This window comes from Peribacillus sp. TH16 (assembly GCF_016651095.1).
In the GTDB taxonomy this organism is placed as follows: Bacteria; Bacillota; Bacilli; order Bacillales; family DSM-1321; genus Peribacillus; species Peribacillus butanolivorans.
The window spans coordinates 2,043,757-2,064,483 of record NZ_JAEKEM010000009.1; the positions used below are offsets into that span (position 1 = coordinate 2,043,757).

The window sequence follows — 20,727 nt, forward strand, 5'->3', positions numbered from 1 at the left end:
CAAAATGGTATCGGTACCATTTTGTGATGAAATAAGACTTCCTTTCTTAGAAGACTTATTTCTGGATATAAGGCGTTGTTTGTCTTATGTTCAGTTTCGCTTGATACGCCATTGTTTGGGCTGGAGACTCGTGCCCGTCAATACGACGCAATATCATTTCCATAGCAGCCACCCCGATTTGATACGTAGGCTGTTCAATTGTTGTAATTCCTGAATAAACAATCGTACTCCACTCTGGATTATCAAAGCCAATCATTGCTAAATCTTTTGGAACCGACAGTTTCTTTTCTTGTAAAAGCAAAATTAATTTTAATAGCACCACACTATTTGCGGTTAATATAACTCGTGCCTTGCCTTCTGAGTCATCTAAAAAGTGCTGAAGCTTGGAATCTACATCATTTAAATCGTCGACATTTACCTCATAAACATCTTTTGAACTCGGATGACCGTGGCTCAATAACGTTTGCTGAAAGGATAGCCGCCGTTCATACCGGGTACTTACTTTGCTTGCTGGTTCGCTGAAAAACGCTATTCGTTCATAGTTTTGGTTGACCAAATAATTGACCGCTTGCGAAGTGGCCTGAAAATTATCCAAGCCTACAGTATCAATTTCAAGATCAGGTACTTTCCGATCCAGCAAGATAATCGGCGTCTTCTGGTCTTGCATCTGTTTTAACATGTCGTGATTTCCGCCGGTTGTATGAATAATAAGCCCATCAATACGATGGGATAGAAGCATTTCAAAATATCCTCTTTCCTTAACCGGATTATTATCCGAGTTGCAAATCATCAGATTATAACCGTTCTGGCTGCATATATCTTCAGCCCCACGAAGGATAGCCGTCGTGTATGGATTGTTAATGTCTGCAACTATAATTCCAATCAAATAACTCTTATTGCTTTTAAGCCCCCTGGCCATGGTACTGGGGCGGTACTCCATTTTGTTGATTGCCAGCTCGATTTTCTTGCGGGTTTTGTCAGAGAGCTCATCATATCTCCCCCCTAAATAGCGGGAAACCGAGGTTTTTGAGACACCAGCTTCTCTAGCGACGTCGTAAATTGTAACTTTTGAATTTTCTCGTTTAACCATTTCATTCATCCATTCGCGAATTTTGGTACCGGTTCCATTTTTATAAATATTAACACATTACCAATGAATGTCAATCTATTTTCTATCATAATACTCTTTCGAATTAAAAAAAGAACATTACATTAAATCACTTGTATTCTTTAGTTTTCCTTTTTAAAAAGTTTATTTTCAGGTAGTTGCACAAACAAAAAAAGTGGCCAGAGGGCAGCCGGATCTTCAATGAAAGCAAGTTTTCAACCTAAAAAAGCCGATTAGTGTACGTTAAAGTATCGACTTCCTTAATTTGTTTAGTTAAACTAACACCACCATTAGCTTAAAAATAAGTTATCCGCAGATTAATAGTTAAATATGATAAGAAGCATTCATGTGGCGGACTTTCCAAAAAAATTGTAAATATTAAAATCTGTCATAGGAGCATCGGTTAAACCAATATTTCGTCCAATAGTTATAATTTGCCCTCGATGATAGGTACTGTGATTCATTACATGGAGAATATATTCAAATCTTGGACGGGTTTCATTAAACCATGGAGTTTCCACATGGCAATCTTTTGTTATTGAACTTTCGGTAAGTGAATTCACATATAGGGCCAGTTCTTTGGAATTATCCACTATCATTTTAAACACCTCTTCGACAGTCTTATATGATTGATCACTGAAAACCCCTATATCCGGTGTTGACTCCTGCTTTAACACTTCCAACCAAAATTTCTCACCATCAGAAACATGCTTGAGTGTCCATTTGATACTCGGAAAACTCGAAGGTATTTTCTGTTCTATTATTTCAGATGGCTTTGTTTTCAGCCAATCTATCAATTGGGCATTTGCCCAGAGGTTGTAGTTCGCATAGTCTTTCATGAGCGATGTTAAATTCATTTCTTTTGTTTCTGGTTGTTTTTCTTTCATGTTTAACTCTCCTTTGTTTTAAGATTTTTTTCTACCCTTTTCTTACGTTGTTACCTTAAATAATATTCTTCCATATCCCCCTTTGATACCAATTATTGTAAGTTGAAAGAGTGTTAAACTAAACGGCCACGTTAGCACAATAAGAAAAGAGTTGCCGCAGCAACCCCTACTTTAAACTTAAGCCCCCGTTCATTAAATAAGAGGTCATATTCAAGTCTATCGTTTAATAGTCATCTATCTCATCACTTTGAAGAACTGGACATTTGAAAAAAACCTTAATAGGGTCCTAGTGAACCCCCTGGTATTTTAGGAACCATCCATATCTAATCTTAGTTCTATGTTTTCTTAACTTGGAAGCATTTCAATTACAACATGTATATTTTAGAAATTTGGAACAAATATTATTACAGTTGCAAATCCAAAGGAGGTGGCTAAAATGAACGCACAACGAGCAGAAGAAATTGCTTCTTCGCCAATTATGGCTAATGTGACCTATAATGGGGAAAGTATCTACATTGAGCATGTGGATGAACAGAATGGAATAGCTACAATCCATTCCCTTGATGAACCAAATAATAAACAAAGTGTTTCTGTAACCATCTTAGAAGAACAGTAATTTGTCGTGTATTTCCTCGATACAATAAGAAACCTTCACCTTCGGGTGGTGGTTTCATTTTAGATTAAGTTCAGTTGCCATCTTCTTCTTTAACAATCCATCTCCTTAATTAGAGCCTTTTCAATAAACTGCCACGTTACTTGAAGTAAAACTACCCCTTCCGTTATATCATTATTAAATAAAGAACTTATATACTTTATTAACTTAAGAAAAGTCCCTTTATTTATAAATATGTAGTCATCCTCTTGAACTCCGATACCAAGATAAGGCTTTTCGTTCAATTTCCAATAATAACTTTTCTTTTCCTTTGATGTACGAATCCATATCGTAAGGAAATATATATGACAATTCCTCTTTAAGATCACCATATTTTTCTGCAGCAGAAGGATTTTCTCGTAAGTAATTTCGAAAAGCAAGATGACGTTCAATTCCGGGATTGCCTAATTGATAAATATGAACGTGATGAGTTCGGTTATCTCCTCCTTTTTGAAAGAACCTACGTCCATATAATCCGTTTTCTCCTTTCGGCTCATAACCAATCCCTAACATATTCTTGTTAAACTCATCTATTAGATGGATTTTTCTTACCACAGGCATTATGTCAATAACAGGCTTTGCCTTTAGTCCGTAAACAGAAGTACTTCCTATATGATGAATTTCAATTATTTCAGGCCCAAAAATCTTATGTATTACATTAGCCTCTTCCTTATACATAGAAGTCCATTGGTTATTATATTCAGTTACTTCAACTTTTCTTATTTTTAATCCCTCCTCATATATTTCCCATTTTTTATTTTACAATATATTAGCTCGGCTGATCTTATCTATCTTCATACAGATACCGTCTATATTGAAGACCAACAAAGATCTAAAGGGTTTTGGGCAGAAAAAGTGGATTTTGAAGTGCGCAGACCATCCAATGGGTCCAAAAGAGAAAGCTTATGTAGTTCCGATTTTTCAATAAGCTTAGCTTCGAGCATTAACATAAAAAAACCTCCTATCATTTTCTTAATAGGAGGTTTTATAAGGTAAGTCTATAATACTCATTAATCTAGACTTTTTTGCTATAAGAGTATACCTTCAGAATCCTTCGTTCTTCTTAACGAATAGTGTTCTTGAAATAGAATTTTTAAATCATGTACTATCTGCACTCTTTCAGACGGTCAAAAAATTTGTTATGTCCCTATAATTTACGAAAACTAATAGAAAACTAGTGTAGGTATATTCATATAGCCTCATAATTTTCTGATTCTTTCCCCCGACTTAATGATAATATTCATATTCCATAAATCGCCACTTTCAATATGACTTTCCATCTGTGATACATCAATATCAGTATCGATTTTCACCCTTTTACGCTCTTTTCCTCTTAATCTTACCTCATATGGAGAATCGGTATTCATAAGTGAAATCATTTTCACATCATCTTCGTACTCGTCAAAAAATTCAATAGTGAATTGTGCATCATCCTTGCTGTAGTTTTCAAAAGGAAGTTCGCATTCCCCATGCAATATTGTCTCATTGGTCATTTCAAAACTGCAACTACTTATATCACGTTCATAGGAAATGGCGTAAATGCCAGTTGCAAAATATTTTTGAAACGAACTGGCTAAGAAAGGAGGAGTAATCATTGCAACCATAATAGCCAGCACTACAAATCTACCATGATATTTTCCCAATGATTTCACAAGAAAAAATAAGCTCATTATTAAAAAAATTAATGATGTAATTCCTATATACTGTAATCCATTTACTGATTCAACAGGTATATTTAAAACCAAAGCAACTGTTTCACCATAAGGACTTTCATGTGGGAATGGGAAATTTAATGCCATAGACACAAATAAAAAAATGAGAGCAAAATATATATATTTTTTATCTTTTATCAATATGAACCACACCTATTCATTTACTATTATTCAGAACACTTCTTACAACAGGTTTTATTATCTTATTTATCTTGTAACAACACAGCGTAAATTTAACATGTAATTCCCTAAAAGGATATATATCAAAAAAAAATCTCCTGCCCCTTAGTTCAATAAAAACCCCTGTATAGAAACAAAGAAAGCATATAAAGAGGCAATAATACTCATATACCCCCAAAATCTTTTTCTATCTTTTTGAAGCTCGGCTAATCCTGTCACCAACATTAACGCTCCTAAGAAAAAAATCATATATGAAGATAGCTCGAAATTTTTAGTGATTAAACCATATCCTGATAAAGTAAGAACTATTATAGAAAAAACGATTCTTAATATTTTTAACAAGGTACCCCACCGACCTTCCATATTAACCCGTTATACTAGAATAAAAAAGCTATCCTATATAATAAAAGGGCCTAAGCTACTACCATAACTAATTAGAAAATTTTACCGAACTAATCCCCATTATACTTCCCCCACCAATTCCAATCACTATGCCAAAAAGTGTCCATTGGGATATATAAATTCCTACTAGAAACAACGATAACCCTACTTGCCCCATTAACAAACCAATTTTTTTATACCTAGGAGCCCCTTTCATAATCTTCTAATAGATATTTACGGATAATTGGATAAAGTTCCAATTATATTAATTTCTAATTAACCTTTTAGCTTAATAAAGAACTGTTATTCAACTAATGCTGCCCAGTTAGTTGAATAGAAAAAGGCTTTACTCCTCATTGAAATAAAGCACCCATTATAAAATAAGACTGCTAATAAATTTTAAGGTGTAAATACATTCCAGTTATGTTACGATAAGTTAAATGGGTAATTTTAACATTTTACCATAACCATAAAATAAAAACATTAAAGGAAGTGAAATATTATGAGAAAAAGAAAGGGAATTATTTTTATGACTATGCTTTCAGCGGTCCTTTTTTGTGTTTTATTGATTACAATCTCACTATCCCCGCTTGCAGATTTAGGACCGAATGCTAATCAATTCGGGTCTTCAGGAATGTGGATATCAATAGGAATGATACTTGTTTTTTATCTATTGCCCTTAATAATATATTGGATAGGTATAGATATAATGAGATTCGTTTTAGCCTTGTTTTGTTGCGGCGGTCTACTGATAAATTCCACAATAATTGTAGCAGTTTTAGTAATAGCAAAATTTAAAGACATTAGCGCTATATATATTGCTAGTATCACAGGTCTTTGTCTTGCTGCAATAATTGTAAATATTTTATGGTTCTTCATAGCTTTTCGTTCACCTTCAGCTAAGAATAATCCAAATCAAACCGTATTACCTTAAAAGCAAAAAGCCTACAATAAATGCTCTTCATAATGGAGAGCTTTTTATATGCTTATATTTATTCTTAATTATCCTGCTCCGTTAACTGCATAAGAAAAGGCGATCCTTATTAATGAAGAATCGCACCTGTTAGATTAATAACTATTTAGAGATTTTCTGTGTGGAATGGGAAATCGATTATTCAAGATGTCTTCAGCGGGTATTAATTTAATTTTTTTCCCTTGTTGCTATAAATATTGATCTCATATTGATCGTTTTTAATTATATTCTTTACTTTCTCTGAGTTAAGATAATCTTGAACTGTTTCTTCAATGGCTTCAACAATCTTTTCTGATTCTGAATCAGAAGATGACAAAGTTGTCTCTATAGAAATCGGTAAATAATCAAATTTATCCTGGCCTATCAGCTCAACAAGAAAAAGTTACCCCGAAAATTGAAATGATAAAATAATGTATATAACCGCAAATCCGTAATTTAATAGATAGACCCGCTTATCTTCTTTTTGAAAATAACTTTCAATCCCATCTATTACTGAATTGACCCCTAATAAGGTAAAGAACATAACAAAATAGAAATCAAAATCATTGATAAAGCCCATTACCAACACGAACAATATTGCTAGGCTCATTAAAATTTTTATTATAATAAATGATTTTGTACTTTTCTTTGCCCTTTTTTCAAAAAATAACCCCAATCTAAAACACCATCCTCATTCATTACATTCCTTTTTCTTCAAGCATAATATAAAACGAAATGAATTTGGTATAAATTCTCAATGTTCTTGTTTTATTAACGCCCTTTGTCTTAATAAGAAAAACCGAAATCAAAGATCGATTTCGGTTCATTCTATTTATAAATGGAAAAATCTTAGTTTGAAATATCCTTCTTTTGAAAGAAGAAAAAGGTTAATGCTAAGAAGATAAGGTAATAGATTGCTAGTACACTTATAGAAAATCCAAGAGTTGCTCCCTCAAACATTGAGAACGATTCAGAAATGTAACCTCTTAAATTGAGATGAGGGAATAAGACGAACTTTAACCACTCATTTTTTTCAATAAGTGACTGTATAACTAAATTTAAAGGAGTTGAAGCAAATAAAATAGATATTGAAACGCCTACTGCAAGTGCTTGGCTTTTAAATAATGTGCTTAACATAAAAGCAATGGTTGTGATAACTAAAAATCCTGGTATCCAATAAACCATCATATCAACAAAATAATCGCCTACTATTACAGGACTAAAACCAAAAGATGCAGGATCTAGAATTTTATCTGAATACGACCCATTTCCAAAGAATAAAATTCCTACTATATAACTGAATATAAATAGACTCACAAGTAATAACGCTGCAAATAGTAGTGATGTTATATATTTAGAAAGGAGAATTTTCCAACGTTTATAAGGCCTGATTAACAATTGCTTAATGGTGCCATCTGAAAATTCAGATGAAACTAAGGAGCTGCAAACAATCACAACAAATAGAGTAACAAATGATGTTAATGATGTAGTCCAGTTTGCCATATACGTCCAGTTCGTACGCAAGTCAGGGTTTATATTAGCGTCTAAAAGTTGTTTATTTAAATCGATTTCTTCCATTATCGCGGACTTTTCATCTTCACTAATTTTAGAAGTTTTTAAATCATTCTGCTGTTCTTGTATTTCTGCTTGTAACTCTTGCTTCCAATCTTTACTTGATTCGACTGGATTTAGTTTATAATCAATCAACGCTGTTCCTACAGCTGCCAATAAAAGAAAAACGATAAACAAATATGTAGATCCTTTTGAAAAGATTTTCATCCATTCATTTCTTATCAAGGACATCATACAGACTCCCTCATTTCCTGCTCAGTTATTTCAAAGAATTTATCTTCTAGTGATTTTCTAGTAATGCCTATTTCATAAACATCTAATTGATTACCATTAAAACTTCTGTTTATACTAGCCGTTTGTTCACGTGTGGCTGATACAGAAATTGAATTCGCCTCATATTTAAGAATAGGTATATTACCAAACTGTTCTTGAAGGATTTTTTTAGCTAGCCCTCCATCACTGACAGTAAAAAGAACTTCACTAATTGTTTCAGTTTTTTCATCTACAATATGTTCTTTCGTATGTATGAGTTTTCCCTTTTCAATAACGGCAAAGCTATCACACATTAATTGCATTTCTGATAGTAAATGCGATGAAATTAAAATACCCACGCCCTCACTTGCCAGTACCTTCAAATAATCACGAAACTCGCGAATCCCTTGTGGATCTAAGCCATTAGTTGGTTCATCAAAAATCAGTAAAGACGGTTTATGCAAAATTGCTTGTGCTACACCAAGGCGCTGACGCATTCCTAATGAATATGTTTTAACCTTTTTATCTATGGCATGATCTAATTTAACAAGCTTTATTACTTCTTCAATTCGCTCATTAGATATTTTATTAGGTGACATACGAGCATAGTGAAGGATATTTTTTCTGCCTGTCATGTATTTATAGAATTCTGGATTTTCAACAATGGCACCTAATTGATTCATGGCACCTTCAAAATCTTTATCGAGGTCATATCCATTAATCATGACTGTACCGCCCGTACGATTAATAAGACCTGTAATCATACGAATAATAGTGGTTTTACCAGCTCCATTGGGACCGAGCAAACCAAATATTTCCTTGCTTTTTATTTCAAAGCTAACATTATCTACAATGGTGGCTTTTCCAATTTTTTTAGTTAAGGATTGGACCTTAAGAACTGTTTCATTCATATAATACCTTCCTTTATGTATATTTACCAAAATCACACAAATGTAATATTACCATATTATGCATATTATTGCTATGCTGATATTTTTCCATATTGTCTATAACATAGTCTCTTAGGTGAATGAACATAGAAAAAATAGATCTAGTGAAGATAATCTATTATAAAAGTATTATCTTATTCAAATGTTTCTATTTATTTGCCATAGAGGTACATGGGATATAATATTCAAAACTCGAAATGTTGCTTAATATGGAAATTATTAAGCAACATCCAGATATTCCAGATGAATTGATTGAAATAATGAAACAAGGATAGAATTAAAAATGCAGGAGCAGCAATGGTTTGAACATCAATTTTTAATAGCAAGAAAAGAATAATTCATAAAAAAAACCTGCATTTACCTGACGCTGCCCCAGATAGTAGTTATAAAGAAAGGGATATTTATTTGCTCGTTTTACTTAACCAATTTTCAACCTTTTTCTGTAGTTGTTCACCTAAATCAGCACCATCTTCTGTATCTTTCAATACCTGTTTTGAATATTTACTAGGAAACATATCTTCAAGTGAGTCTATGAATTCTTCTCCCTCTTCTGTTTCTTTATATTCTTTTACTACATATCCATTTTCATCTTTCGCTAACCTAATACGTACAGGATATGAATGTCCAGATTGAACTTCTGTCCCAGTCGATTTGTTGTACCCTTCATATAAGGCGTATAAATAGATGCTAATCACGCCATCCTTTTCATCTGCACCATATATTTTATGTGCCTCAAATTGCTTTTCTGTTGGGGATAATGCATCTTTATTCTGTTCCATTATGGTATCTGAAACGATTTGATCCATTTCTTTAGTAATCGTTACTTCACCACTACTGGAATTAGAACATCCTATAAGAAGTATAGAGAAAGTTAAAAAAACGCTCAAAATCAAATACCTATTAAATAAAAATTTCAATTGAAAACCTCCTGATACCCTAATAATTAACAAATTGATTATAACATTTTTTTACATATATTATGATAATTTGAAGTTTTTATTTTTTTAGAATAGGTTTATTGGTTTTACGTAACCAATTGATTGTGTGGAGGTTCTTCCAAATACGAAAGGATGTATGTTGTCTCTAAAGAAAAATTAAGAGGAAGAACCCTATGTAAATTCTTCCTCTCAAAACTAAATTATCATTCCAATGGTATTTCAATTATTTGATTACTAAATGAAGTTATTGTATATCCTTCAATTTCTATACCAACTGGGACAAAATGCTCCTTTTTATCATCCCTTGACAATTCAATATGATGCTCAGTAGAGAAGAACCTAGGCTGTTCAAGGTCATTTAAACGGTAAAAATTTTCGAATCCTTTGTACTTCTTACCGTCTTTATCAATGTAATATCCATCCACACTGTCACTTGATGATCCTTGACCGTCTTTGTCATAAAAATGATAATCAAGCATTTCGTAGGTCCTCTTTGGATTCAGCTCTTCAGTCATCACAATTTTTGTCGGTTCACCGATTCCAATTTGATCAATAGAAATTTCATTTCCTAAATACTTAAATGTCTGCGGCAGCTCTTTGGAGGCATCGATTGCAAATCGCGCTTGATCCTTAATTGAAAATGTGGCAGAACCCATGTGAAGACGTACATTCTTAGGCTTTTCAAAATATAGTGATTCAAATGTTGCTTCCGACGAATTCCAGCCCCCTTCACTCCACCCGCTGCCATTATAACCACCAAATATTTGATTGTCATAAATACGCTTCCCCTTACTTTCGAGACTGTCAAAATTAATGTATTCCATATTTTTGTCCGAATTTTCATTCGTATAGCGATAAGATACTATCGTTATCGTCGGTGCAATCGTCACTTTATCAAAAATAACAGGATTACCTTCAATTTTAGTCTCAACTTTTATATCATGTACGATTGATGGGTATTTCTTTACAGGAATGTCAAAACGCCAATCTCCCTCAATAAATTCATCATTTCCACTAGGTACACTGCTTTGGGAACCTTCTGTATCTACAGGGGTACTTTTCAATTTTTCAAGTTTACTAAGTTTCAATTTAATGGTTCCCTCTTCAATGGACATTGGCGAAACACCGAGTCTGCCTTTAAAAATATAGTCACTCTCGGAATAAAGGCTAAGAGAATTCGTGACAGGCGAGTACGAAGAATCATCCTCACTAATCCAATTTTGATCTTGATTTGCGATTTTCAGACCATCACTGATATTGATCATATATTTATTTTCCTTCTTTTGATCCTCAATTTCATAATATATCAGAGTCTGTATGTCATCTGCGACTACATTCGTGATGGTCACCTTCACTCCATTACTTTCTGCTTCTAAGTTCAGCCGCTCACCTATGCCATGATCGATATAACCTTGCATCTCCTCGTTTTGCTTGTTGCTTAAATCTTTCCACCAATCCTTTACACTTGCAAAACTGTTAGTTGCAACAGCCGTACCCACAAATAATGTTAGGAAAAGCGTGGCAACCAATCCCATCGTAACTCGATGTTTATTAACCTTCCGTCTGCTTTCTTCAGTTTTAGAAACTTTACGACTAACCTTGTTCATAAAACCATCCGGAACCTGAATCAAATCACTTTCTGACTCAATCCCAGCAACTATCTGCTGAAGCTCCTTCATTTCTTCTTTGCAACTTTCACATTCTATTACGTGATTTTCAATCTCTTTTCTTTTTGTCTCGCCCATATCCCCTTCCAAATAATCAATAAAATATTCTTGAATATCATTACACTTCAATGTCCTCACCACCTTCTATTATTTTTCTAAGCGTTAAAAGTCCCCTATACAATCGGGATTTCACAGTCCCTACTGGCAATTTAAGAATGATAGCAATTTCCTTTTGGGAATAACCTTGAAGATACTTTAAAATAATAATTTCCTTATATATCTGATCAAGTTGATCCAAGTCTTCAAGTATTTCTAATTTGTTTTGAAATTGGCTAATATCCAGAGAATCTTCCGGATTTTCCATTTCCTTCGGTTTCCTTTTTCTGTATATAGACCTACACTCATTGATAAATATTGAGGTCACCCACGATTCGAAATAACTGTCTTCCTTTAACTGACCAATTTTGTCATGCACCTTAATAATTGTATTGTGAAAAACATCCTCTACATCTTGATGGCTTTTCAGATAGGCCCAACCGATTTTATAATACTTTGATTGTCTTGTGTTAAACCAATCCATCACAGCACTCATATCTTGTTTTTTTATTTTTTTCAATATCTTATAATCTGAAATCGATGTAATCACAAATGCCAGTCTCTCCTTTCCAAGTCTTCTTTTACAATTAGAGTTTCTAAATATATTAAAAGTTCCCTTACAATTAAATTTTTTTTCCTATGCTCAATTTGCTCTTCAACATCTGGAACATTTCCATTTCTTTTTTGACTCCAATTAGAAAAAAACAATAAGAAAAACCGAAATCAAAAATAAATTTCGGTCCATCATTTTATAAACGGTAAAACCTTTTCATAATCCCATTCAATCAGTAGAGTCTAGTAGTATCTTCGACTTTCATTTGAATTTCCCCGTTCTTATTAATAGATTCTAAAGTGATTTTTCCACTACCTGAATATCCTTTTTCAAAATATCCGATTACATATTCTGTATGCTGTTTTCCTTTACTATCTTTATATTGTAGTTTCATCGAATTCTCTCCAAAATCTTCAGTTGGCGTTACATTTAACTTAGTTTCTTCGCCTGGCTGGATTGAGGGAATTTTTATATCAGAGTTTATATGATTATGGGTCAAATATAAACCTGTAATTTCTTTATTCGTTTGATTTTTTACCGTGAATTCAAATCCTTCTTGCTTTAATAATAGAAAATAACTTCCCAATCCAATAATTCCTAATACCAATATTACGCCTATAACTTTTTTCATCTAGCCAACCACAGCTCCTAAGATCTTGTCGCATTTGATACGTCTCTGAATGTTAATTCGTCCTTCAGGAAGATAATTCGTCCGTTGTGCAAAATAATTCGACCTTCAAGAAGATAATTCGTCCGTGTGTCAAACTAATCCGTCCTTCAGGAAGATAATCCGTCTTAAAATTAGAATTATCGAAAATATCTTAACCCCAATTATATGCCACCCATTTAATTTAATATTTCAACAAAAAATCTTTGAACACTGTAAGTTTAAAGATTTCCCGAAAACTCATATCTAGAATTTAGTTGATTCAAGCTTCAAAATATATTCTTCAACCTCTTCGCCTCGTGCATTTGAATATCCTTTGTCCTCATCGGTAATTGCAAACCCGCATTTTTTCAATACTCGAATAGATGCGATATTATCCTTAGCCGCTCGGGCATAAAGAGGTCGAACATTTATTTCATGGAGGAATTTACTCAGTGCATCAGTGGCAATCCCCTTGCCCCAATATTGCTTTCCAATCCAGTAACTGACTTCTGGATTGCCAAACTGTTCAAAGTTTAGAATGTTGCCCACCACACACCCGTTATAAAGTATGATCTTTTTCAAGATATTCTGGTTCGCTAAAATATTCATCCAGTGTTTCAAAAAAGCCTCTCTGTCAGTAGGATCTTTAGATGTGAAAGCAGCCATATTGTTTACAGTAGAATCTAATTGATGCTCGAAAAAGATGGATAGATCACTCTCTCTGACATCTTGCAGTTGGACTTCTTCGTCATTTTTAAGGAATCCCATAAAATTCACACTCACTCCCTGACAGATTTAGTGTCTATCTTTTACATTAGCATTAGGAAAAGATTTCTCAGCAATCAACCTCATTGAAATAAATCAGACCCCATAGTTCAATTAGAACTATTTCTTTTCGGTAATTGCTTATTCAATAAGGTTCGTACTTCATCTACTCCCCTATTTCAGTAAAGAGTATACGTTCGTATCAAATGGAACATCATTTTGATACATATAATTCTTTAAAACCCCTTCCTTCTCAAAGCCCAATTTTATTAATAACTCATTAGATGCTTTGTTTTCTACAAACACAATAGCTCCAATACGCTTTAGATTAAGTTCTTTAAAACCATATGATATGACTTCTAAAACAGCCTCAGTGGCAAGACCTTTGCCCCAATTCTCCGGAAAAAGTGCATAACCTATTTCAGCCCTCTTATGTTCAGAAGACCAATCGTGAAATCCAATTGTTCCGATAATGCCTTCCTTTTCTTTACTTTCAATTCCCCATTTAATGCCGCGTTTTTCATTGTAGTTATTAGCAAAATTCACAACAATATTTTTCACCTGATCTAAACTGGTTAACGGTTTTTGTCCATAATAACGTAATACATCAGGATTTGAAAAACAGTTTAATATATCCTGGGCATCATCTACAGTAAGTTCTCTCAAGATAAGCCGTTCTGTTTCTAATTTAGGAAACATTCTCCCACCCCTTTTTTCATAGTCTTTCACGTTAATCAAACAACAAGCTAGGTAGACCTAATTTTCCAACTGGTTATTTACTATCTTTTCTAAAAGGGCCTTAATTTCTTCATTCTGCTTTGTATGTTTGTGTAAGTCCTTTGCGATTAAAGGTAAGTAGTAAAGGAGAAAAACAGTAATTGCAATAAAAAAGATTATGGATAAAAATTGCATGAGTTCACTCCTAATGGTCATTTACAACAATAAAAAAATAACATTAATACAATCAAACTGCCTCGTTGAATAAAAAAGAACTGTCATATAGACAGCCCTGATCCACTACTTGACTAGCAGTTAGACAAGTTTGTCGTTATCTTTTTTCCTAATATAAATGTAAAGTAAGTTAGTATAAGTGTTAGTATTCCAGTGCCAAATAAGACACTTCCAATTATTATAAAATTATTTTTATGAGTCTCAACCACCATATTGTATTGGTCAGTATCATAGATTCCATCTTCCTGATTATCAAGCCAAGAATCCCCTAGTGAAATGCCAAAATTAATACTTAAAAACATCAGTGCTAGCCCTGTTATTGCTAGTAAAGATGAAATAATCAATAAGTTATTACTATGTTTAGTTAACATGTAGTTTTCCTCATCTCTAAATCTATTTCCACAATAAATAAATATTACCATATTTTTCTTCAAAATTGAGAGTTAATACATGACAGCACCTTAATAAATCAAAGGGTTTGTTTTACAATGAATTGATGGATTCCACCATTAATACTTATCGGTTGTAGCACCAAGGATAGAGGCGCGGATAAAATCAAGGTTTTGGAAACGTTTGAGTTCCTTCGGCGCACCTGTCACGACTGCTCCATTTAATCAACCTCAATCAAATTATTTTTATCCAAACCAGCACTTGATGTCCTTCTGCATGGATGGGCCACTGGTAAAATCGATTTCTACTACTTTTTTTGATTCATTGATTATACGGAGAGCTAGAATTGAAAGGGATGAAGAGTTTATTATATTTAGTATTATTTTCCTGAGTGGTTGTGTAAATTAAGAAAAAATCTTTCTTTTAAGTACGAATGTCCGATAACTGCGTATATGCCACCTCTTCTTCTTCTTCTTCAAAAATGAACTACGCTATTACAACTAAGGATATTGGCATCATATATCCTCCCTATTCGTTTCTCTGTTTGTTACATGTATTAACAATTCTTTAGTGCCTTCGAGGTGTTTTTCCTTAACTGCGCCTGAAAAAGTGATAGTTTAGCGAATTGTTTAAGGCAAGAAACAACGAGGAGGACAAACATGAAAAAAATATTATTTACGATCATAACGGCTTCTATATTCATTATTGGAATTTGTATGCCAACTAGAGGTGAAGCTGCCGTTGGAGATCGCACACTTTCGTATGGAACGAGTCATAGTGATGTAAAGGAGCTACAGGAATTATTAATGACAAAAGGGGTCTTCCCCTATCATGAAGCAACAGGCTACTTCGGTCCGATTACAAAAGAGTCTGTAAAGAAGTTTCAGGAAAAATCAAGACTAAAAGTTGATGGAATAGCAGGTTCACAAACGAACCAGAAAATAAAAGTCCTGCGCAGTGGGGATATTGGCAAGCCTGTAGCTGAACTACAAAGGCTATTGAAGGTATGGGGTGTTTACACTTCAACGGTCGATGGCATATATGGCACTGGTACAAAGCAGGCCGTTTCAAATTTTCAAAAGCAAAAGAGTTTATCGGTTGATGGAATTGCAGGGGCAAGGACTTTAGGCAAATTAGAGGAGAAAGCCAATTTAGTAAGCCAAAATGTTAAGGAGCTGACCGTTGCAAGCACAGCTTATACGGCAAGCTGTTCTGGATGCTCCGGCACGACGAGAATGGGTGTTGATTTAAAAAAGTATGATGATGCAAAAGTGATAGCAGTCGACCCGAATGTGATTCCTTTAGGTTCTAACGTAGAGGTTGAGGGTTATGGACAAGCCATCGCGGTAGATACGGGTGGAGCGATCAAAGGTAATAGAATTGATGTTTTCATTCCAAAAGAAGCGGATGCTTTAACGTGGGGAAGAAAAGAAGTGAAAGTAAAAATAATAGAGTGATTGAATACGGCTCCAGCGTTTCAATCTGAATCTGCTAAATAAATAGAGAGAAAGAGCATGTATTGAAAACTTAAAATACATAAACAATTATTAGAAATATCAAATTAAAAAGAGCATCAAGTGTTGATGCTCTTTAATTTCTTATACTACATATAATATCTCTAGGAAACTTCAGATTAACCTATTTCTTATTCCATTTAAATATTCGTTAATCCTTCAAGAATGTACCTTGCCGATACTCTAGGTAAGCTTGATCAATTTCCTCTTCTGTATTCATGACAAATGGTCCACGGGCAACAACTGGTTCCATCAAAGGTTCTCCCGCATATAAAACAATTCGCAATGGTTCAATTGCTGTTATATCCACTTCACTTTCCTCTGATTCTTTCCCTGCACCCAGCCACAACACTTGACCCTTTGAAGCTTTCATTTCGTTTTTACCGAATACTCCACTTCCTTCAATTAGATAGATCATTCCGTTGTAGCTACCCGGCAAATTCTGTGTGACCGAAGCTCCAGGCTCTAGAAGCATTTCCACCATCGTAACAGAAACATGGTTTTTCGTCGCAGAGATAACATCCTTTGATGAACCAGAAAAGACGCGGATGATAGCTCCTTCTTCTTTTCTCACTGGCATATCTTTTCCCATTAAATTTTGATATCGCGGTGTTGTCATTTTTTTATCGCGGGGAAGATTGACCCAGAGTTGAAGCGAATGGGCGGTAACACCTTCAGAAGGCACCTCATTATGCACAACGCCGCTTCCGGCTGTCATCCATTGGACATCACCCGGTCCGATTATTCCACCATCCCCGGTATGACTGTCATAGTGCTCAATCGTTCCATCAATAACAAATGTGACTGTTTCAATCCCTCTATGTGGGTGAATATCAAATGAACCTTTTTGAAATTTATCCTCCATCATTAAAAGAAAGGGATCACTCTTCTCCCAATTTCCTGGTTCAATGACTGGTCCCGCAGTATGAATCGGACTATATTTTTGAAGTTTCACATCTCTTACTTCAGCAATATCACGTTTGAAGATATTTTTACTTTCCATGCCTCTATTCATCCTCCTTGAAGTTACTAGTAAACTGATAAAGTGCCATTACTATATTTCTTCCTTTTTAGCTACTCAATAACTTTCCTAATGCTTTGAAAACAAGTTTCGCTCCAATCCCATACCTGATTTAGGATTCCTCCTGTATGGGATTAGGCACTTCCATTTGTAAACTATATCTATGAACCTTTATCAACATCTCATGCAGGTTCTTCTTTTCTGTGTCATCCAATACATCAAATAATGAAGCTTGAAAATCTGATTGAATTGGCATTACTTTTTCCATTAAATCTTTCCCTTTTTCAGTTAATGAAATATATTTAACTTTCCATTGTTGATCCCGAACAATCAGATTATCTTTTTCTAACCTTGTTAACATATGTGATACGCCTCCACGACTGATCGTAAGGTGCTCCGCCAATTCCAGTTGTGAAACAGGTTGATGAATAAGCACTTGTGCCAACATATCAAATTGCGCAGCAGTGACGCCAAAATGTTGTAAATAATCATTCGAAAGCTGGTTACTTCTTTGATAAAAACGAACCATTCGCAGCCAAATCAACAAACTCAATTTATTATCATCGGTAAACCCTCGTCTATCCATGTTTGATCATCACCTCTCCTCTTGATTCACCATCAGTTTACTAGTAACTTGATAAGTAGTCAAATGGCATTAGTCTATCATACAAATTCCCCCATATAGTATAGCCATCCTGTTTCTAATATAAGAGATATTCTCTCATCTAATGAGAGATTTTGGGAGAATTATTATAGTAGCAAAATAAAAGAGATTGTTAAACCTAAAATAATATCAAAAAAACACCTCGTAGCTTGGTTTGAGATTTACGAGAAATCACTACCAAACGGCTAAGGTGTCCTAATAGGATACTATAATTTAACATTTTTAATATCAATTCAGGGTGCATAAAAGGTATTTGCTTCTACATCTTTTTATATTAAAGATTCTTTTATTATTTAAAAAGGAATTATTTTGAATAGTCGTATCTTTCCCATTTATAATTACAAATGCCTACGAATGTAATACCTTCAAATGTATTATCTTATAACACGATATCAGTGCTAATCTTATTGTAAACAGAGCCCATAGGAAACCAGTAAAATGCTGATTTTCTAAAATTATGTGAGTGTAATACTTAATTCTTTTGATTCTTATGCCATTTCCAAGCACTTTCAATAATCTCCTCTAGACTTATCGATGCTTTCCATCCTAGATCTTCATATATTTTATTAGCTGAAGCAACGAGTCGAGCAGGGTCTCCAGGACGACGGTCTGAAAACTCTGTTTTCGATTTTATTCCTGTCACCTCTTCACAAGTGTCAATTACTTCTTTAACCGAAAACCCTCTCCCGTTCCCAAGATTATAGATCGCAGTCTTCTTCTTCCCAGATAATAAGGCATGAAGAGCTAATATATGAGCCTTAGCTAAATCCGTTACATGAATATAGTCCCGGATACAAGTACCATCTGGTGTATCATAGTCCGTACCAAACACAGAAATCTTCTCACGTTGGCCTAATAAGTGTTGCAAAATAATAGGAATCAAATGCGTCTCTGGATCATGACTTTCACCAATTTCTGCCGAATCATGTGCTCCAGCTGCATTGAAATAACGTAAAACAACATAATGTAATCCATATGCTTGTGCAAAGTCTTCTAATATATGCTCAACGAACAATTTTGAACGTCCATATGGATTAATAGGATTAGTTGGTTGTTCTTCATCAATTATATCTACATTTGGTATCCCATAAGTGGCTGCCGTAGATGAGAAAATGAAGTTTTTAATATTATACTTGAGCATAGTATTTAATAAAGTAATAGTTGCAGCAACATTATTTTCATAGTACTTATAAGGTTCTTGAACAGACTCACCAACTAAGCTATTAGCAGCAAAATGCATAACTGCCTTAATAGGATATTGTGTGAAAATACCATTTAAAACCTCTGCATCTCCTAAATTTCCTTCTATTAATAGAGCCTTCGAATCAACCAAAGAACGAAAACCCGTTGAGAAATTATCTAAAATAACCACTTCTTCATCTTTCACTAATTCTTTTACAAGGTGGCTTCCAATATACCCTGCACCGCCAACGACTAAAATCATTTTATATTTCTCCTTTTAATTACGATTGTATGTAAAAGCAAATAGAATTATCTTAATACAAAAGCCATTTACCCTGTGTGAATTCCCTACGATCAGAATTTACTAACTAGATTATTTCTGATTTCAAATTTTCGGCTGTTTATTAAATGTATGTTTTTTGTTCCTATAAAATGATTTTCTTCTATTATGATTTTCGTCCCTAAATTAATATTTATATTGGAAAATTCATATGCCATTTTATGATTTTTTTGCAGAAAGTCATTTTTTATTATTTTAATTGAATTTACTCTTACCAATGACTTTTCATTACTATAGCCGGATATTTCAATATTTTCTTTTATGGTATTTCTAAAAATGTTATTTGAAATGAGGACATTTTCTCCAGATTGGATGATATTAGATAAGCTTCCTTCTGGAGTAAGTGTATTTGAAAGAGTGTCAATTATGATAGTATGATTACAGTTATCAAAGGTATTTTCACTTATTTCCACTTGATTAAAATTATTAAAGTGTATACCTGAATAAGATAATCCATTAAAGAAGTTCTTTATTATTTTTATATTTTGATTAAATAGTTCTACCACGCCTAAACCATGATTGCCTACTCCAACACCCCATGCTCCAAATCCTTCTATATCATTACTTCCGAATATACAGTTATAAACTGTTACATTTATACAAGGTGTACCATCATATACACCTAATGTACGAAACCCTCTCCGTGTATGATTAGCAATTTGAATGGCCTCCGAGTATGTCCTAGACTTATCTGTAGTATTATCTTTAAACCCTAAGAAATGCGAATTTTCAATTACAACGTTTTTTGATGAATTCAAGTCAATGGCATGTGAATTAATTATATTAAGGACTTTAATATTGCGAATTAATACCCCATCTGCTCTTGCAATCCCAAAAGCACTTCCCGGTTTTGGGTTTGAAGTGGTATTCATCAAGAAAGTTCCTCCTTCAATAAGGATGTTACCTTCCCCCTTATAACCAGTATATTCGCCATTTATTTCACCATTTATTATTAATGTTCCATTGTGATTCCTAACTATGGTACTGTTTTTAGACAGTTTTAAACGAGTATTTTTATATATTCTTAAAGCTCGACTTACTACATATTTTCCATCAGGAAGGAAAACTGTTCCTCCTCCATGTGCTCGTACTTTATTTAATGATGATTGAATTGGTTCCCAGTCATCTTTAATTCCATTCCCCTTAGCTCCAAACTTTTTGACATCTATAGACAATGATGAATAAACTGTAGAGTCTACTATATTGTTTTCTATATCATCATATTGATTTATTATAATATTTCTTTGAATATCTGAAGTACAGAATCCAATAAGAAGAAAAGGTAATATTAAAAATATACTTTTATTATACTTTTCCCATTTCATTTTCTGTTCTCCAATCTAAAAAAACA

The 20,727-nt window shown here is 33.8% G+C and carries 24 protein-coding genes; 3 read left to right on the top strand and 21 right to left on the bottom strand.

Annotation, left to right across the window (positions count from 1 at the left end):
* Nucleotides 1–55 precede the first annotated feature (55 nt).
* Entirely contained in the window at nt 56–1,099 is a 1,044-nt protein-coding gene (locus JFV29_RS23825) for a LacI family DNA-binding transcriptional regulator (RefSeq protein WP_242486936.1), read from the bottom strand.
* A 353-nt stretch (nt 1,100–1,452) separates the two neighbouring features.
* Nucleotides 1,453–1,995 (bottom strand): DinB family protein, encoded by a 543-nt coding sequence (locus JFV29_RS23830; RefSeq protein ID WP_201186774.1) that lies wholly within the window; start codon nt 1,993–1,995, stop codon nt 1,453–1,455.
* A gap of 436 nt (nt 1,996–2,431) precedes the next feature.
* Between JFV29_RS23830 and JFV29_RS23835 the strand changes: the two genes are divergently transcribed.
* Complete coding sequence (locus JFV29_RS23835; protein ID WP_053347758.1) at nt 2,432–2,611, top strand: small acid-soluble spore protein H; 180 nt, start codon at nt 2,432–2,434, stop codon at nt 2,609–2,611.
* Between the two features lie 237 nt (nt 2,612–2,848).
* Here JFV29_RS23835 and JFV29_RS23840 read toward each other — a convergent pair whose 3' ends face one another.
* The 4 genes from JFV29_RS23840 to JFV29_RS23855 all read right to left on the bottom strand — a co-directional run bounded on the left by JFV29_RS23840 (nt 2,849) and on the right by JFV29_RS23855 (nt 4,881).
* Nucleotides 2,849–3,370 (bottom strand): GrpB family protein, encoded by a 522-nt coding sequence (locus JFV29_RS23840; protein WP_201188062.1) that lies wholly within the window; start codon nt 3,368–3,370, stop codon nt 2,849–2,851.
* An 86-nt stretch (nt 3,371–3,456) separates the two neighbouring features.
* Nucleotides 3,457–3,597: a hypothetical protein gene (locus JFV29_RS23845; RefSeq protein WP_201186776.1), complete on the bottom strand. Its 141-nt coding sequence runs from the start codon at nt 3,595–3,597 to the stop codon at nt 3,457–3,459.
* Nucleotides 3,598–3,846: 249 nt separating this feature from the next.
* Nucleotides 3,847–4,500: a hypothetical protein gene (locus tag JFV29_RS23850; RefSeq protein ID WP_201186778.1), complete on the bottom strand. Its 654-nt coding sequence runs from the start codon at nt 4,498–4,500 to the stop codon at nt 3,847–3,849.
* Between the two features lie 144 nt (nt 4,501–4,644).
* Nucleotides 4,645–4,881, bottom strand: coding sequence for a DUF3953 domain-containing protein (locus JFV29_RS23855; protein ID WP_201186780.1), 237 nt, complete (start codon nt 4,879–4,881; stop codon nt 4,645–4,647).
* A gap of 541 nt (nt 4,882–5,422) precedes the next feature.
* Here JFV29_RS23855 and JFV29_RS23860 point away from each other — a divergent pair.
* On the top strand, nt 5,423–5,854 hold the full coding sequence (locus JFV29_RS23860; protein WP_201186782.1) for a DUF5391 family protein: 432 nt from the start codon (nt 5,423–5,425) through the stop codon (nt 5,852–5,854).
* A gap of 202 nt (nt 5,855–6,056) precedes the next feature.
* On the opposite strand, the gene JFV29_RS31805 is transcribed toward JFV29_RS23860, so the two are convergent.
* From JFV29_RS31805 to JFV29_RS23915, 11 genes are all read right to left on the bottom strand, one after another.
* A complete protein-coding gene (locus JFV29_RS31805; protein WP_277951008.1) occupies nt 6,057–6,260 on the bottom strand; it encodes a DUF4030 domain-containing protein in 204 nt (67 codons plus the stop codon).
* A gap of 15 nt (nt 6,261–6,275) precedes the next feature.
* Complete coding sequence (locus JFV29_RS23870) at nt 6,276–6,467, bottom strand: hypothetical protein (RefSeq protein WP_207205171.1); 192 nt, start codon at nt 6,465–6,467, stop codon at nt 6,276–6,278.
* 254 nt (nt 6,468–6,721) lie between these two features.
* Nucleotides 6,722–7,678, bottom strand: coding sequence for an ABC transporter permease (locus tag JFV29_RS23875; protein WP_309558176.1), 957 nt, complete (start codon nt 7,676–7,678; stop codon nt 6,722–6,724).
* Entirely contained in the window at nt 7,675–8,607 is a 933-nt protein-coding gene (locus JFV29_RS23880) for an ABC transporter ATP-binding protein (protein WP_201186791.1), read from the bottom strand. Before JFV29_RS23880 ends, JFV29_RS23875 begins: the two co-directional genes overlap by 4 nt.
* Nucleotides 8,608–9,047: 440 nt before the next feature.
* Nucleotides 9,048–9,563, bottom strand: a complete 516-nt coding sequence (locus JFV29_RS23885) for a hypothetical protein (protein WP_201186793.1) — start codon at nt 9,561–9,563, stop codon at nt 9,048–9,050.
* A 224-nt stretch (nt 9,564–9,787) separates the two neighbouring features.
* Complete coding sequence (locus tag JFV29_RS23890; protein WP_201186795.1) at nt 9,788–11,380, bottom strand: DUF4179 domain-containing protein; 1,593 nt, start codon at nt 11,378–11,380, stop codon at nt 9,788–9,790.
* Complete coding sequence (locus JFV29_RS23895) at nt 11,370–11,897, bottom strand: RNA polymerase sigma factor (RefSeq protein WP_056520182.1); 528 nt, start codon at nt 11,895–11,897, stop codon at nt 11,370–11,372. The genes JFV29_RS23890 and JFV29_RS23895 overlap by 11 nt, the downstream gene beginning before the upstream one ends.
* A 235-nt stretch (nt 11,898–12,132) precedes the next feature.
* Nucleotides 12,133–12,531, bottom strand: a complete 399-nt coding sequence (locus JFV29_RS23900; RefSeq protein ID WP_201188186.1) for a hypothetical protein — start codon at nt 12,529–12,531, stop codon at nt 12,133–12,135.
* 282 nt (nt 12,532–12,813) lie between these two features.
* Nucleotides 12,814–13,317, bottom strand: coding sequence for a GNAT family N-acetyltransferase (locus JFV29_RS23905; RefSeq protein WP_201188064.1), 504 nt, complete (start codon nt 13,315–13,317; stop codon nt 12,814–12,816).
* 171 nt (nt 13,318–13,488) lie between these two features.
* Nucleotides 13,489–14,013: a GNAT family N-acetyltransferase gene (locus JFV29_RS23910; RefSeq protein WP_056520188.1), complete on the bottom strand. Its 525-nt coding sequence runs from the start codon at nt 14,011–14,013 to the stop codon at nt 13,489–13,491.
* A gap of 326 nt (nt 14,014–14,339) precedes the next feature.
* Complete coding sequence (locus JFV29_RS23915) at nt 14,340–14,636, bottom strand: hypothetical protein (protein ID WP_201186797.1); 297 nt, start codon at nt 14,634–14,636, stop codon at nt 14,340–14,342.
* 678 nt (nt 14,637–15,314) lie between these two features.
* Here JFV29_RS23915 and JFV29_RS23920 point away from each other — a divergent pair.
* Nucleotides 15,315–16,112, top strand: a complete 798-nt coding sequence (locus tag JFV29_RS23920) for a peptidoglycan-binding protein (RefSeq protein WP_201186799.1) — start codon at nt 15,315–15,317, stop codon at nt 16,110–16,112.
* A 208-nt stretch (nt 16,113–16,320) separates the two neighbouring features.
* On the opposite strand, the gene JFV29_RS23925 is transcribed toward JFV29_RS23920, so the two are convergent.
* The 4 genes from JFV29_RS23925 to JFV29_RS23940 form a co-directional block, all read right to left on the bottom strand.
* Nucleotides 16,321–17,172 carry a pirin family protein gene (locus JFV29_RS23925; protein WP_201186800.1) on the bottom strand — a complete coding sequence of 284 codons (852 nt, stop codon included), beginning with the start codon at nt 17,170–17,172 and terminating at the stop codon, nt 16,321–16,323.
* Between the two features lie 130 nt (nt 17,173–17,302).
* Nucleotides 17,303–17,776, bottom strand: coding sequence for a MarR family winged helix-turn-helix transcriptional regulator (locus tag JFV29_RS23930; RefSeq protein WP_201186801.1), 474 nt, complete (start codon nt 17,774–17,776; stop codon nt 17,303–17,305).
* A 550-nt stretch (nt 17,777–18,326) separates the two neighbouring features.
* On the bottom strand, nt 18,327–19,298 hold the full coding sequence (galE, locus tag JFV29_RS23935) for a UDP-glucose 4-epimerase GalE (protein ID WP_201186802.1): 972 nt from the start codon (nt 19,296–19,298) through the stop codon (nt 18,327–18,329).
* A 92-nt stretch (nt 19,299–19,390) separates the two neighbouring features.
* Nucleotides 19,391–20,701, bottom strand: a complete 1,311-nt coding sequence (locus JFV29_RS23940) for a glycosyl hydrolase family 28-related protein (RefSeq protein ID WP_201186803.1) — start codon at nt 20,699–20,701, stop codon at nt 19,391–19,393.
* Between the last annotated feature and the right edge of the window lie 26 nt (nt 20,702–20,727).

Excerpts from the sequence above, each read along its gene's own strand:
- JFV29_RS23940 (WP_201186803.1), bottom strand. The coding sequence starts at position 20,701 with ATGAAATGGGAAAAGTATAATAAAAGTATATTTTTAATATTACCTTTT.
- JFV29_RS23825 (WP_242486936.1), bottom strand. The coding sequence starts at position 1,099 with ATGAATGAAATGGTTAAACGAGAAAATTCAAAAGTTACAATTTACGAC.
- JFV29_RS23925 (WP_201186800.1), bottom strand. The coding sequence starts at position 17,172 with ATGGAAAGTAAAAATATCTTCAAACGTGATATTGCTGAAGTAAGAGAT.
- JFV29_RS23930 (WP_201186801.1), bottom strand. The coding sequence starts at position 17,776 with ATGGATAGACGAGGGTTTACCGATGATAATAAATTGAGTTTGTTGATT.
- JFV29_RS23845 (WP_201186776.1), bottom strand. The coding sequence starts at position 3,597 with ATGTTAATGCTCGAAGCTAAGCTTATTGAAAAATCGGAACTACATAAG.
- JFV29_RS23880 (WP_201186791.1), bottom strand. The coding sequence starts at position 8,607 with ATGAATGAAACAGTTCTTAAGGTCCAATCCTTAACTAAAAAAATTGGA.
- JFV29_RS23915 (WP_201186797.1), bottom strand. The coding sequence starts at position 14,636 with ATGTTAACTAAACATAGTAATAACTTATTGATTATTTCATCTTTACTA.
- JFV29_RS23830 (WP_201186774.1), bottom strand. The coding sequence starts at position 1,995 with ATGAAAGAAAAACAACCAGAAACAAAAGAAATGAATTTAACATCGCTC.
- JFV29_RS23835 (WP_053347758.1), top strand. The coding sequence starts at position 2,432 with ATGAACGCACAACGAGCAGAAGAAATTGCTTCTTCGCCAATTATGGCT.
- JFV29_RS23920 (WP_201186799.1), top strand. The coding sequence starts at position 15,315 with ATGAAAAAAATATTATTTACGATCATAACGGCTTCTATATTCATTATT.
- JFV29_RS23875 (WP_309558176.1), bottom strand. The coding sequence starts at position 7,678 with ATGATGTCCTTGATAAGAAATGAATGGATGAAAATCTTTTCAAAAGGA.
- JFV29_RS23910 (WP_056520188.1), bottom strand. The coding sequence starts at position 14,013 with ATGTTTCCTAAATTAGAAACAGAACGGCTTATCTTGAGAGAACTTACT.
- JFV29_RS23860 (WP_201186782.1), top strand. The coding sequence starts at position 5,423 with ATGAGAAAAAGAAAGGGAATTATTTTTATGACTATGCTTTCAGCGGTC.
- galE (WP_201186802.1), bottom strand. The coding sequence starts at position 19,298 with ATGATTTTAGTCGTTGGCGGTGCAGGGTATATTGGAAGCCACCTTGTA.
- JFV29_RS23905 (WP_201188064.1), bottom strand. The coding sequence starts at position 13,317 with ATGGGATTCCTTAAAAATGACGAAGAAGTCCAACTGCAAGATGTCAGA.
- JFV29_RS23900 (WP_201188186.1), bottom strand. The coding sequence starts at position 12,531 with ATGAAAAAAGTTATAGGCGTAATATTGGTATTAGGAATTATTGGATTG.